This is a genomic window from Actinacidiphila oryziradicis, from assembly GCF_005047355.1.
Lineage (GTDB): Bacteria > Actinomycetota > Actinomycetes > Streptomycetales > Streptomycetaceae > Actinacidiphila > Actinacidiphila oryziradicis.
This window is the reverse complement of sequence record NZ_SUMC01000002.1, coordinates 192457-205758: the sequence shown is the minus strand read 5'-3', so window position 1 is coordinate 205758 and position 13302 is coordinate 192457. Positions and strand designations below refer to the sequence as shown.

Sequence of the window (13302 nt, the reverse complement as noted above, 5' to 3'; positions counted from 1 at the left end):
GTCAGACTCCCCGGCCGGGCACCCGTACGCCACCCTTACCGGCTTGTACCGGCGGTTATCCGACGACCGTCCAGGTGTCCTTGCCGGCCAGCAGCGCGGCGAGGTCGCCCTTGCCCTGCTGCTCGGCGGCCTGTTGCAGCTGGTCGGACATCTGGGTGTCGTAGACCGGGCGGTCGACGCTGCGCAGCACCCCGATCGGCGTGTGGTGCAGGGTGTCGGGGTCCGCCAGGCGGGAGAGTGCGAAGGCGGTGGTGGGGGAGGCGGCGTGGGCGTCATGGACCAGTACATCGGCGGTGCCGTGCACGGTGGTGTCGATGACCTTGAGATCGCCGGTGGCACGGTCGCGTACGACGCCCTTGGAGCGGTCCGCGCCGAAGAGGATCGGCTGCCCGTGCTCCAGCCGGATGACCGCCTCCTCGGCGGAGGATCTGTCCTTCAGGGCGTCGAAGGCACCGTCGTTGAAGATGTTGCAGTTCTGGTAGATCTCCACCAGCGCGGTGCCGGAGTGGGCGGCGGCCTCGCGGAGCACGGACTGCAGGTGCTTGCGGTCGGAGTCGATGGTGCGGGCGACGAAGGAGGCCTCGGCGCCGATGGCGAGCGAGACGGGGTTGAAGGGCGCGTCCAGGGAGCCCATCGGGGTGGACTTGGTGATCTTGCCGATCTCCGAGGTCGGGCTGTACTGGCCCTTGGTGAGGCCGTAGATCCGGTTGTTGAAGAGCAGGATCTTGAGGTTGACGTTGCGGCGCAGGGCGTGGATCAGATGGTTGCCGCCGATGGAGAGCGCGTCGCCGTCGCCGGTGACCACCCAGACCGACAGGTCGCGGCGGGAGGCGGCCAGGCCGGTGGCGATGGCGGGGGCGCGGCCGTGGATGGAGTGCATCCCGTAGGTGTTCATGTAGTACGGGAAGCGGGAGGAGCAGCCGATGCCGGAGATGAAGACGACGTTCTCGCGGGCGAGGCCGAGTTCGGGCATGAAGGACTGCACGGCGGCGAGGACGGCGTAGTCGCCGCAGCCGGGGCACCAGCGCACTTCCTGGTCGGTCTTGAAATCCTTCATGGACTGCGGGGCACCGGCCTTGGGGACCAGTGACAGGGCAGCGAGGGCCGGCAGTCCGGCGGCCGGATGCTCGACGGCGGGTGCCTCAGACATCTGCGCTCTCCTCCTGGGTGCCGTTCTCGATAGCGGCGATGGCACGGGCGAGCTGTTCGGCCTTGAAGGGCAGGCCGGTGACCTGGGTGTAGGAGCGGGCGTCGACCAGATACTTCGCCCGCAGCAAGTGGGCGAGCTGACCGAGATTCATCTCCGGCACCAGGACATTGTCGTAACGGCCGAGCACCTCACCGAGATTCCTCGGGAACGGGTTGAGATGGCGCAGATGGGCCTGTGCGACTGCGCCCCCTGCGCCTCTGACGCGCCGTACGGCGGCGGTGATGGGGCCGTAGGTGGAGCCCCAGCCGAGTACCAGGGTGCGCGCGCGGTCCTCCGGGTCGTCCACCACGATGTCGGGGACGGTGATGCCGTCGATCTTGGCCTGGCGGGTGCGCACCATGTGGTCGTGGTTGGCCGGGTCGTAGGAGATGTTGCCGGTGCCGTCCTGCTTCTCGATGCCGCCGATGCGGTGCTCAAGGCCCGGGGTGCCGGGCACGGCCCAGGGGCGGGCCAGCGTCTCGGGATCGCGGAGGTAGGGCCAGAACTCGCCGTCATGGTTGGGGGCGGTGGCGAACCGCACGCGCAGGTCCGGTAGTTCGGCGACGTCCGGGACGCGCCAGGGCTCGGAGCCGTTGGCGAGGTAGCCGTCACTCAACAAGAAGACCGGGGTGCGGTAGGCGAGCGCGATCCTCGCCGCCTCCATCGCCGCGTTGAAGCAGTCTCCGGGGGTGGCCGGGGCGATGATGGGCACCGGTGCTTCGCCGTTGCGGCCGTACATCGCCTGGAGCAGATCAGCCTGCTCGGTCTTGGTCGGCAGGCCGGTGGACGGGCCGCCGCGCTGGATGTCGATGACCAGCAGCGGCAGCTCCAGCGACACCGCCAGACCGATGGTCTCCGACTTCAGGGCCACCCCCGGCCCGGACGTCGTCGTCACCCCCAGTGCCCCGCCGAACGCCGCCCCCAGCGCGGCGCCGATGCCGGCGATCTCGTCCTCGGCCTGGAAGGTCCGCACGCCGAAGTTCTTGTGCCGGCTCAGCTCGTGCAGGATGTCGGAGGCCGGGGTGATCGGGTACGAGCCCAGGAACAGCGGCAGGTCCGCCTGCCTCGACGCGGCGACCAGGCCGTACGACAGGGCCAGGTTCCCCGAGATGTTCCGGTACGTGCCCGGCGGAAAGGCCTTGGTGGCCGGGGCGACCTCGTAGGAGACCGCGAAGTCCTCCGTGGTCTCCCCGAAGTTCCAGCCCGCCCGGAACGCGGTGACATTCGCCTCCGCCAGCTCCGGCTTCTTCGCGAACTTCGACCGCAGGAAGCGCTCCGTCCCCTCGGTCGGCCGGTGGTACATCCACGACAGCAGGCCCAGCGCGAACATGTTCTTGCTGCGCTCGGCCTCCTTCCGCGACAGCGGGAAGTCCTTCAGCGCCTCCACCGTCAGCGTCGTCAGCGGCACCGGATGGACCGCGTACGCGGCCAGCGAACCGTCCTCCAGGGGGCTGGCCGGGTACCCGACCTTGGTCATCGCGCGCTTGGTGAACTCATCGGTGTTGACGATCACCTCCGCGCCGCGCGGCACATCGGCGATATTGGCCTTCAGCGCGGCCGGATTCATCGCCACCAGCACATCCGGCGCGTCGCCCGGCGTCAGGATGTCGTGGTCGGCGAAATGCAGCTGGAACGAGGAAACCCCCGGCAGCGTCCCCGCGGGCGCACGGATCTCGGCCGGGAAATTCGGCAGCGTCGACAGATCATTCCCGAACGAAGCTGTCTCCGACGTGAAACGATCCCCCGTCAGCTGCATGCCGTCCCCGGAGTCCCCCGCGAACCGGATGATCACCCGGTCCAAACGCCTGGTCTCCTTGACCGGCTCCCGCTGCTCACCGAGGACCGGCTGCCCGTTCGCCGAAGTGCTGACCTGGCTGCTCACTGAATCGGACCTCCTTAGAGGCGGCGGCACACGACCCTGGTCGTGACCTTCTGTCCCACGCGCCATCGTACGTCGGTAAGGGTCGCCTTCCCTGGCTATTTCGCATTGCAGGCGCCACGTCGAGCCCCCCGTCTGCCATGTTTTGTGGCGGTTTGCCACCCCTGTTGCGCTTGCAGCGCAAGGTGCGCCTCAGTGGTCCTTTAGTCCTGGTCCTGTGCTCGTAGTCCTGGTCCTGTGCTCGGGCCCTGGGCTGACCCCCGGGGCTGTCACCGTCATGAATTGAGATACGTGAGCACGGCCAGCACCCGCCGGTGGTCCCCCTCGCTCGGCGCCAGCCCCAGCTTCAGGAAGATATTGCTGACGTGCTTCTCGACCGCCCCGTCGCTCACCACCAGCTGCTTCGCGACCGCCGAGTTCGTCCGCCCCTCCGCCATCAGCCCCAGGACCTCCCGCTCCCTCGGCGTCAGCCCCGCCAGCACATACTGCTTACGGCTGCGCCCGAGCAACTGCGCCACCACCTCCGGGTCCAGCGCGGTCCCGCCGGCCGCCACCCGCACCACCGCGTCCACGAACTCCCGGACTTCGGCCACCCGGTCCTTCAGCAGATACCCGACGCCTCGGCTGCTGCCGGCCAGCAGCTCGGTCGCGTACCGCTCCTCCACGTACTGCGACAGCACCAGCACCCCCAGCTCCGGGTGGTCCCGGCGCAGCTGGACCGCCGCCCGCACACCCTCGTCCGTATGCGTCGGCGGCATGCGTACGTCCGCCACCACCACATCCGGCATCGAGCCCTCCCGCGCCATCTCGCCGACCACCCTGACCAGCGCCACCGCGTCGCCCACCCCCGCGACCACGTCATGCCCCCGGTCGGTCAGCAGCCGGGTCAGGCCGTCCCGGAGCAGCACCGAGTCCTCAGCGATGACTACCCGCACCTTGCCGTCCTCCACACGTTCCGCACGGCCCGCACCATCCGTACGTTCCAGACGCTCCACGGCGCTGATCCCCCACCCGTTGATCCGACCCCTCCCCCCAGCATTCCAGCTTCGGGGCCCGGGCGCGCCGGGTCGTCAACGCCTTCCGGTCCTGTGCGGCCTCTTACACGCGCCAGGGCAGCTCCGCCGCGATCCTGGTCGGGCCGCCCGGCGGGGAGTCCACCGCCAGCACCCCGTCCACCGCGCCGAGACGCTCCGTGAGCCCCGCCAGCCCGGAACCGGCGTCCGCGCTCGCGCCACCGCGCCCGTTGTCGCTCACATGGATCATGAGGCGGTCCGCCGCCCGCCAGACATCCACCGTCGCCCGCGAACCCCCACTGTGCTTGCTGACGTTCTGCAGCAGCTCCGAGACCGTGAAGTACGCGATCCCCTCGATCGCCGGCACCGGCCGGGCCGGCAGGTCCACCTCCACCGACACCGGCATCGTGCACCGCGCCGCCAGCGACGACAGTGCCGCGTCCAGGCCCCGGTCCGTCAGTACCGCCGGGTGGATGCCACGCGCCAGGTCCCGCAGCTCCTGAAGGGCCAGCTTCACCTCCCCGTGTGCCTCGCCGACCATCTTCGCCGCCGCCTCCGGGTCCTCCGTCAGCTTCTCCTTTGCCAGGCCCAGGTCCATGGCAAGGGCCACCAGCCGTGCCTGTGCCCCGTCATGGAGGTCCCGCTCGATGCGCCGCAGGTCCGCCGCCGCCGTGTCGACGACGACCCCACGGTCCGACTCCAGCTCGGTCACCCGCGTGGCCAGCGCCGTCGGCCCCGCCGGACCGAGCAGCCCCGACACCAGCCCCCGGTCGACGTACGCCATGCCCCGGATCACCCACGGCGTGCCCAGCACCATCACCAGCCCGATGCCGGACGTGGCCAACTGCTCCAGCGGCGAGTCCAGGTACCAGCTCCGGCCGTGCCCGTCTCCGTACAACTGCACGCCGGGCTGGCCGAGGTAGGCCGGGAAGACCCACTTCCACAGCGGGTACGTGAAGGCGCCCCAGCCGTATGTGAAGAGGGTGACCGACAGGACGAAGCTGAACACCCCCCACGGGAAGTGCGCGAGGCAGTACAGCACATGCCGCCACGACACCCCGCTCCTGAACTGCGCCCCCAGCCACGCCATGAACCCCTGCCCCCGCCCCGGCGTCCGCGCCGGCTCCGGCACATCGTGCCGCAGCAGCTTGCGCGCCCGTGCCCGCTCCACGATGCCGAGGCCGCGGCACCCGGCCAGCAGCGCCCCCAGCACCGGCACCCCCAGGAACGTGACCAGCAGGCCCGCGCCCAGCGACAGCATCGTCACGGCGTAGACGAAGCCCACGATCCCCATCGGGAGATTCAGCAGCAGGTACAGGAACTCCCGCCAGGTACGGGCCTCCACCGGAGCGCGCAATACCGCCGGCAGGCGGTGCCGCCGTGTCTCCGACGGGAAGCCGTAGGCGTCGTTGTCGCCGTAGTCCATGATCGCGACCGTCCCTCATGAGCGGTGGGCTTTGCGCTTTCAGCGTCCCGGAACATCGCTTGCCCGCCCATGGTGCCGATCGGCCTCTTCGGCCGGGGGATATCCCTACCTCTACGCGCGCCAGGGGAGCTCGGCGGTGACCGTGGTCGGCCCGCCGACGGGGGAGGCGACGACGAGCAGCCCGTCGACCGCCCCGAGCCGCGCCGCCAGGCCGGCCAGCCCCGTACCGCAGGCGGCTTCGGCGCCGCCGCGCCCGTCGTCCCGGACCTGGATCATCAGGCGGTCGCCGGACCGCCAGAGCTCCACGCCGGCGGTCGCCGCGCCGCTGTGCTTGCTGACGTTCTGCAGCAGCTCCGAGACGGTGAAGTACGCGATCCCCTCGATCGCGGCAGCGGGCCGGGACGCCAGATCCACCGCAACGGCCACCGGCACGGTGCACCGGGCCGCGACCGAGGACAGCGCGGCGTCCAGCCCCCGGTCGGTCAGGATCGCCGGATGGATGCCGCGCGCCAGATCGCGCAGCTCCTGAAGGGCCAGCTTGACCTCCCCATGGGCGTCGTCGATCATCTTGGCCACGGTTTCGTCGGCCTGGCCGTCCAGCAGCTTCTCCTTCGCCAGCCCGAGGTCCATGGCAAGGGCGACCAGCCGCGCCTGCGCCCCGTCGTGCAGATCGCGCTCGATCCGCCGCAGATCGGCGGCGACCGTGTCGACGACGACCCCCCTGTCGGACTCCAGCTCGGCTATCCGCCGCTCCAGCTCGTTCGACGGCGACAGCAGCCCAAGCACCATCGCGCGGTCGGCGTTGGCCAGCCCGCGCGCCAGCCAGGGCAGCACCGGCCATGCCACGAAAAGCGACACGAGTATTACGGTGAAGGTGGCGATGCCCCATGGCAGCCGTATGAAGAAGTACAGGGCGTGCCGCCACGCCACCGGGTCTTTCAGCGACGCCCACAGCCACGGCAGAAAGCCGAGCGTCCGGCGCCGCCACGGCGTCGGCCGGTCGACGTGCACGCCGAGCAGTGCCCGCGCCCGCCCGCGCTCGAGCCGGCCGAGGAAGCGGCAGCCGATCAGACCGGTGGCCAGCACGGGCAGGCCGACCACGGTGAAGGAGAGGCCGATGCCCAGCGTCAACAGGATCACGACATAGATGAAGCCGACCAGATCCACCGGTAGGTTTGTCAGCAGAAAGCTGATCTCCTTCCAGGTAGCCGCCGACAGCGGTGGCCGGAGGGGCGGCAGCGCAGCGGCGTCTTCGGGCGCAGGAGTATCGGCGCGGGCAATCATGGGCCCAGCCTGCCGCCGGACGGCCCGGTCGCGCCATGGAGCCCGCAGGACTGGACAAGGTGGGGTTATCCCGACCGCTGTCGAACGCGGTTGCTTCCCTCTTCATAGGCAGGGCCTAGACTCCCCTCCGTACAGATCGTCTAAAGATCCACCGGGATCGCTGGACACGAGGTAGTAAAGGGGCGGACGGACGTGGACTACTTCCACGGCTACTCGGTCGTCGGCCTGGTCGCGGTGGTCGGAGTGCTCTTTGTCGCCGTGGCCTTCGGGGCCGGGCGGCTGCTCCGCCCTGTCGTGCCGACGCCGGAGAAGCTGCTTACCTACGAATGCGGGGTCGACCCGGTGGGTGAGGGCTGGGCGCACACCCAGATCCGCTACTACGTGTACTCCTTCCTCTACGTGGTCTTCGCGGTGGACTCGATCTTCCTCTTCCCCTGGGCGACGGTCTTCGCCGCCAAGGGATACGGCGGCGCGACACTGGTGGAGATGTTCGTCTTCCTCGGCTTCCTCGCTGTCGGTCTGCTGTACGCCTGGAAGAAGGGCGTCCTCGAATGGACGTGAACCCTGTGGACTCCGTGAACGCCGTGGAGCCCGCCGTGCCCGCAGTACCCGTGGACCTGCCGGAGCCGCGCCGCCTCGGCACACTGTCCCGTCTGGCCCCCGAGCCGATGAAGGTGGTCCTCAACTGGGGCCGCCGCTACAGCCTGTGGGTCTTCAACTTCGGGCTGGCCTGCTGCGCCATCGAATTCATCGCCGCCTCCATGGCCCGGCACGACTTCATCAGGCTCGGCGTCATCCCCTTCGCGCCCGGGCCGCGCCAGGCCGACCTCATGATCGTCTCCGGCACGGTCACCGACAAAATGGCCCCGGCCGTCAAGCGGCTCTACGAGCAGATGCCCGAGCCCAAGTACGTGATCTCCTTCGGTGCCTGCTCCAACTGCGGCGGGCCCTACTGGGACTCGTACTCCGTCACCAAGGGCGTCGACCAGATCATCCCCGTGGATGTCTACGTACCCGGCTGCCCGCCCCGGCCCGAAGCGCTGCTCCAGGGCATTCTCAAGCTCCAGGAGAAGATCGCCCGGGAATCGCTCGGCGACCGCTACGCCGCCTCCGGCGCGGCCCGCCCGCCCGCCGCCGCCCTGCAGAGCGGCCTGGTCGCGGCACCGGAGGGCAGGCAGTGACCGGTACCGCCATCGGCTGGCTGCCCACGGCCGTCACCGAACTCTTCGGCGAGGAGGCGACGGGCGAGGAGGCGTACGGCCTGCTCACCATCGACGTCCCCGCCGGATCGTGGACCGCAGCCCTGGAGACCGCCCGCTCCACCCTCGGCTGCACCTTTTTCGACTGGCTCAGCGCCGTCGACGAGCCCGGCACCGGCTTCCGCGTCTGCGCCCATGTCGTCGCGCTCCCGGATCCGTCCGGCGGCTTGGCCGTCCGCCGGCTTCTGGTGCGCACCGCCCTCCCGCACGAGGGACCCGCCCTGCCCACCGCCACCGGCGTCTACGCCGGTGCCGCCTGGCACGAGCGTGAGACGTACGAGATGTTCGGCATCGCCTTCACCGGCCACCCGCACCTCGTGCCGCTCCTTCTCCCCGAAGGCTTCGAGGGCCATCCCCTGCGCAAGGACTTCATCCTGGCCGCGCGCGTCGCCAAGGCCTGGCCCGGCGCCAAGGAGCCGGGGGAACCTGCGGTGGGAGGGGCGTCCGGCGGCCCCAAGCGCCGCCAGATGCTCCCCCCGGGCGTCCCCGACCCCAACGAATGGGGCCCCCTCAAAGGCCAACTTCCCCCCGCCCCGTCCCGTGCCGCCCGCACTCCCCGCGCGGCGGGTGCGGCGGGTGCGGCAGGCGCTGCGTCCGGCGAGCGCCCCGCCCGGCGCGCCCGCAGCGTGAGCGAAGGCTCCGCGAGCCAGCGGGCCCAGCCCGCAGCCCCGCCCACGCCGGACGCGCCATGGGAGCAGCCACAGGAGGCCGGGGGAGACAAGCCCGCCGCAGGCGGCACCACCGAGGGAGGCGAGAACCAGTGAACGACGTGCTCGACGTCATCCTGCGACTGCTCGCCGTCCTGGTCGCCTTCCTGGTACTCCCGCTGGCCGTGGGCCAGACCGAGCACAAGGTCATGGCCCACATGCAGGGCCGCCTCGGCCCGATGTACGCGGGCGGCTTCCACGGCTGGGCCCAGCTCGTCGCGGACGGTGTGAAGTTCGCACAGAAGGAAGACATCGTCCCCGCCGACGCGGACCGGAAGGTCTTCCAGATCGCGCCCGCCGTGGCGCTCCTGCCGTACCTCCTCGTCCTGATCGTCATCCCGGTCGGCCCGCACGGCTTCGTCGGCCAGGCCATCGACGCGGGCCTGTTCTTCGTACTCGCCGTGCTGGGCGTCGGCGTCCTCGGCTCGCTCATGGCGGGCTGGGCCTCGGCGAACAAGTACTCCCTGCTGGGCGGCCTGCGCACCGGCGCGCAGCTGATGGCGTACGAGCTGCCGATGGTGCTCGCGGCGGCGTCGGTCGCGATGGCGGCCGGGACGCTCTCGCTGCCGGGCATCGTCCAGGCGTACCAGTGGTGGTGGACGCCGTGGCAGATCGTCGGGGCGTTCATCTTCTTCACGGCGGGCCTCGCGGAGCTTCAGAGGCCGCCGTTCGATATGCCGGTCGCCGACTCGGAGATCATTTTCGGGGCGTACACCGAGTACACCGGCCTGCGCTTCGCCTTCTTCCTCCTCGCCGAGTACGCAGGGATCGTCGTGCTCTGCGCGCTGACCACCGTTCTTTTCCTCGGCGGCTGGCACGGCCCGTGGTCCGACAGCATCGGCTGGTTGTGGACCCTGCTCAAAACGGCGGTCCTCGCTTTCGTCGTCATCTGGCTGCGGGTGACGTACCCACGGCTGCGCGAGGACCAGCTGCAGAAGTTCGCCTGGACCGTCCTCATTCCGCTCTCCCTCCTCCAGATCGCGCTCACCGGCGTCGTCAAGGTGGTGATCCAGTAATCATGGCCATTCCCGGTTCCGGCCTGGCCAAGGGCCTCGCCGTCACCCTCCGCACGATGACCCGCCGCTCGGTCACCGCGCAGTACCCGGAGACACAGCCCGAACTGCCGCCCCGCAGCCGTGGCGTCATCGCGCTCTTCGAGGAGAACTGCACGGTCTGCATGCTGTGCGCGCGGGAATGCCCCGACTGGTGCATCTACATCGACTCCCACAAGGAGACAGTGCCGGCCTCCGTCCCCGGCGGCCGCGACCGCAGCCGCAATGTGCTGGACCGCTTCGCGATCGACTTCTCGCTGTGCATGTACTGCGGCATCTGTATCGAGGTGTGTCCCTTCGACGCGCTCTTCTGGTCCCCGGAGTTCGAGTACGCGGAGACCGACATCCTCGAACTGACCCATGAGCGCGACAAGCTCCGCGAGTGGATGTGGACGGTGCCCGCACCCCCGGCGCTGGACCCCGGCGCGGAGGAGCCCAAGGAGATCGCCGCCGCCCGCAAGACCGCCGAGAAGCAGGCCGACGCAGCAGCCGCTGCCACCGCCGCGCGGGAGCCCGCCCAGGAGCAGCCGGAGGGCGACGCATGACGCTCGCCGCCCAAAGCCATGGCTTCCTGTCCCCGACCGGCGTCGAGATCGCGTTCGTACTGGTGGGCATCGCGACGCTCAGCGCGGCACTGGTGACCGTCACCACCAAGCAGCTGGTGCACGCCGCCCTGTGGCTGGTGGTCGCGCTCGGCGGCCTCGCTGTGGAGTACCTCCTGCTCACCGCGGAGTTCATCGCGTGGGTGCAGGTGCTGATCTATGTGGGGTCCGTCGTGGTGCTCCTCCTCTTCGGGCTGATGCTGACCAGGGCGCCCATCGGCCGCTCCCCGGACGCGGATTCCGGCAATCGATGGGCAGCGCTCGTGGTGGCGGTCGCCGCCGCGGCCACCCTCGTCTGGGTCGTCGTGGACGCCTTCCGGGCCACCTGGATCAATCTGGACGGCGCCGCGCAGGGCTCCACCAAGGTCACCGGCGAGATCCTCTTCAGCCACTGGGTGCTGCCCTTCGAGGCGCTCTCCGTACTGCTCCTCGCCGCGCTCGTCGGCGCCATCGTCCTCTCCCGCCGCTCCTCCTCCTCCTCCTCCTCCTCCACCACCACCTCCGCCGCCAACGGAAGGGCACCGCGCTGATGCACCTCGCCTATCCCGCCGTGCTCGCCGCCCTCCTCTTCTCGATCGGCCTGTACGGGGTACTCGCCAGGCGCAACGCGATCCTCGTGCTGATGTCGGTCGAGCTGATGCTCAACGCGGTCAACCTCAACCTCGTCGCATTCGACGTCTGGCTCCGCGACAAGCTCCACAGCGGCCAGGCGCTCACGCTGTTCGTGATCGTCATCGCCGCCGCCGAGATCGGCATCGGCCTGGCGATCGTGCTGCTCGTGTACCGCAACCGGGGCACCGCCGATGTCGACAAACTCACCGATCTCGCCGAACGAACAGGCGGACCGGGACGAGAAGATCAAGCAGAAGAGGCCGAAAAGAAGGCAGAGGCCGCCGCGTGACCCTGACGACCCTCGCCGCCCTCGTACCCATCCTTCCCTTCCTCGGCGCCGTCGCCGGGTTGCTGCTCGGTGGCCGGGCCCCCGGCTTCGTACGACCGGTCGCCGTGCTGCCGACAGCCGCCGCCTTCGTGATCGCCGCGATCGTCGCCGCCCGGCAGGGCACCGGCCCGGCGACCGACGCCGCCCACCGGCTCGCCCCGACCGGCTCCGTGCCGATCGACCTCGCCCTGCACCTGGACGGCTTCGCCGTCCTGATCGCCGTCCTTGTCGGCCTCGTCGCCACCTGCGTCCAGATCTACTCGACCGGCTACCTGCGCGACGACCCCCGCTACCCCTCCTACGCCGCCCTTGTCTCCCTCTTCACCGCCGCCATGTTCCTGGTCGTCTACTCCGGCGACCTGATGGTGCTGCTCGTCGGCTGGGAGATCATGGGCATCTGCTCGTACTTCCTGGTCGGCCACTACTGGGAGACCGAGGCTGCCCGCTCCGCCTCGCTCAAGGCGTTCCTGGTCACCAAACTCGGCGACGTCCCCTTCCTGATCGGTGTCTTCGCCCTCGCCACCGACGCCGGAACCTTCCGGATCAACGGCATCCTCACCGCCGCCGCCCACGGCGAGCTCGCCCACCCGACCCTGGTCGCGCTGCTGCTGCTCGCCGGAGTCGCCGGAAAGTCCGCGCAGTTCCCGCTGCACACCTGGCTGCCCGACGCGATGGCAGGCCCCACGCCCGTCTCCGCGCTGATCCACGCCGCCACCATGGTCGCGGCCGGCATCTACTTCGTCGCACGCCTGCTGCCGGTCTTCACCTCCTCCGCGGCCGCGCTCGCCGTACTCGCCGTCATGGCCGCCGTGACCATGATCGGCTCAGGTCTGGCCGCCCTCGCCCAGGACGACATCAAGCGGGTCCTCGCCTACTCGACCATTGGTCAGCTCGGCTACATGGCCGGGGCATTGGCCGTCGGCGACCGCAGCGCCGCCATCTTCCACCTCCTTTCCCACGGCGTCTTCAAGGCACTGCTCTTCCTCGCCGCTGGCGTCGTCATCCACGCCTCCGGCACCAACTCCCTGGCCGCGATGTCCCGCATGGGCGGTCTCGGAAAGCGCATCCCCGACACCATGTGGACCACGGGCATCGCCCTCGCCGCCCTCGCCGCGCTACCCCCCTTCTCCGGCTTCTTCTCCAAGGAATCCGTACTCCGCGCCGCCGAGCACGCCGCCGGCGGCCACGCCCACCACATCCCGTCCGCCGTCGGCTGGACAGTCCTGGTGGCCGGACTCCTCACCGCCGTCCTCACCGCGAGCTACGCCACCCGCCTCTTCCTCCTGGCCTTCCGGGGCCAGGGCGTCGAGGTCGAGGACCACGGGCGCGAACCCGTCGTCATGACCACCGTCCTGTGGGTGCTCGCAGTCGCCACCATCGGCTTCGGCGCCACCGCAGGCGCCCTCCCGGACTGGTTCGACGGCACCTCGCTCAACCCGACCCTCACCACCTCCATCCTCGGCACCGGCCTCGCCCTCGTCGGTGTCCTCACCACCTACGGCGCCTGGCAGTCCGCCGCCGTCCGCCGCCGCACCACGCCCATCGGCGCCGTCGTCGCCGCTCCGCCGGAGGAGACCGAGCCCGCCCTCGTCGAGGAAGCCGCCATCGCCACCCACCAGCAGGTCTACGGAGACATCGCCTCCGCCCGCGACCCCGCCGACCCCGGCCGGATCCTGCTCGGCCCGCTGCACCGCCACGCGGCCCACGGCTTCCACCTCGACGCCGTCTACGCGGCGCTCTTCGTCCGCCCCGTGCTCGCCGCGGCCACCCTCGTACGCTTCCTCGACCGCGAGGTCGTCGAGACATACGTCAGCGGTGCCGGCGCCGGACCCCGGCTGCTCGGCGCGGCCGTCCGTCGCGCCCAGACCGGGAATGTGCAGACCTATCTCAGCGTGCTGCTCGCCGGCTCCGTCGTACTCGCCGTCCTCGTAGCTGTCGGAGCGTAAGCCGT

General features: G+C 70.3%; 13 protein-coding genes. 8 read left to right on the top strand and 5 right to left on the bottom strand.

Annotation, left to right across the window (positions count from 1 at the left end):
- Positions 1-55: 55 nt before the first annotated feature.
- The 5 genes from FCI23_RS03305 to FCI23_RS03285 all read right to left on the bottom strand — a co-directional run bounded on the left by FCI23_RS03305 (position 56) and on the right by FCI23_RS03285 (position 6791).
- A complete protein-coding gene (locus FCI23_RS03305; protein ID WP_136721894.1) occupies positions 56-1150 on the bottom strand; it encodes a 2-oxoacid:ferredoxin oxidoreductase subunit beta in 1095 nt (364 codons plus the stop codon).
- Positions 1143-3071 (bottom strand): 2-oxoacid:acceptor oxidoreductase subunit alpha, encoded by a 1929-nt coding sequence (locus FCI23_RS03300; RefSeq protein WP_136721893.1) that lies wholly within the window; start codon positions 3069-3071, stop codon positions 1143-1145. Before FCI23_RS03300 ends, FCI23_RS03305 begins: the two co-directional genes overlap by 8 nt.
- Before the next feature lie 272 nt (positions 3072-3343).
- Complete coding sequence (locus FCI23_RS03295) at positions 3344-4003, bottom strand: LuxR C-terminal-related transcriptional regulator (RefSeq protein ID WP_136722021.1); 660 nt, start codon at positions 4001-4003, stop codon at positions 3344-3346.
- A 163-nt stretch (positions 4004-4166) separates the two neighbouring features.
- Positions 4167-5507, bottom strand: coding sequence for a sensor histidine kinase (locus tag FCI23_RS03290; RefSeq protein WP_136721892.1), 1341 nt, complete (start codon positions 5505-5507; stop codon positions 4167-4169).
- 111 nt (positions 5508-5618) lie between these two features.
- Positions 5619-6791 carry a sensor histidine kinase gene (locus tag FCI23_RS03285; protein WP_136721891.1) on the bottom strand — a complete coding sequence of 391 codons (1173 nt, stop codon included), beginning with the start codon at positions 6789-6791 and terminating at the stop codon, positions 5619-5621.
- A 192-nt stretch (positions 6792-6983) separates the two neighbouring features.
- Here FCI23_RS03285 and FCI23_RS03280 point away from each other — a divergent pair, with 192 nt between their 5' ends.
- From FCI23_RS03280 to FCI23_RS03245, 8 genes are read left to right on the top strand one after another with little or no spacing between them, the layout of a single operon-like run.
- Positions 6984-7352, top strand: coding sequence for an NADH-quinone oxidoreductase subunit A (locus FCI23_RS03280; protein ID WP_136721890.1), 369 nt, complete (start codon positions 6984-6986; stop codon positions 7350-7352).
- Positions 7343-7972 (top strand): NADH-quinone oxidoreductase subunit B, encoded by a 630-nt coding sequence (locus FCI23_RS03275; protein ID WP_136721889.1) that lies wholly within the window; start codon positions 7343-7345, stop codon positions 7970-7972. The genes FCI23_RS03280 and FCI23_RS03275 overlap by 10 nt, the downstream gene beginning before the upstream one ends.
- Positions 7969-8814: an NADH-quinone oxidoreductase subunit C gene (locus FCI23_RS03270; RefSeq protein WP_211265187.1), complete on the top strand. Its 846-nt coding sequence runs from the start codon at positions 7969-7971 to the stop codon at positions 8812-8814. The genes FCI23_RS03275 and FCI23_RS03270 overlap by 4 nt, the downstream gene beginning before the upstream one ends.
- A complete protein-coding gene (locus FCI23_RS03265) occupies positions 8811-9773 on the top strand; it encodes a complex I subunit 1/NuoH family protein (protein ID WP_136721888.1) in 963 nt (320 codons plus the stop codon). The genes FCI23_RS03270 and FCI23_RS03265 overlap by 4 nt, the downstream gene beginning before the upstream one ends.
- The gene (locus tag FCI23_RS03260; RefSeq protein ID WP_136722019.1) at positions 9773-10354 is read left to right on the top strand and encodes a NuoI/complex I 23 kDa subunit family protein; all 582 of its coding nucleotides are present in this window, start codon (positions 9773-9775) and stop codon (positions 10352-10354) included. Before FCI23_RS03265 ends, FCI23_RS03260 begins: the two co-directional genes overlap by 1 nt.
- A complete protein-coding gene (locus tag FCI23_RS03255) occupies positions 10351-10941 on the top strand; it encodes an NADH-quinone oxidoreductase subunit J family protein (protein ID WP_136721887.1) in 591 nt (196 codons plus the stop codon). The genes FCI23_RS03260 and FCI23_RS03255 overlap by 4 nt, the downstream gene beginning before the upstream one ends.
- On the top strand, positions 10941-11312 hold the full coding sequence (gene nuoK, locus FCI23_RS03250; RefSeq protein WP_136721886.1) for an NADH-quinone oxidoreductase subunit NuoK: 372 nt from the start codon (positions 10941-10943) through the stop codon (positions 11310-11312). The genes FCI23_RS03255 and nuoK overlap by 1 nt, the downstream gene beginning before the upstream one ends.
- Entirely contained in the window at positions 11309-13297 is a 1989-nt protein-coding gene (locus FCI23_RS03245) for an NADH-quinone oxidoreductase subunit 5 family protein (protein WP_136721885.1), read from the top strand. The genes nuoK and FCI23_RS03245 overlap by 4 nt, the downstream gene beginning before the upstream one ends.
- Positions 13298-13302: the final 5 nt, after the last annotated feature.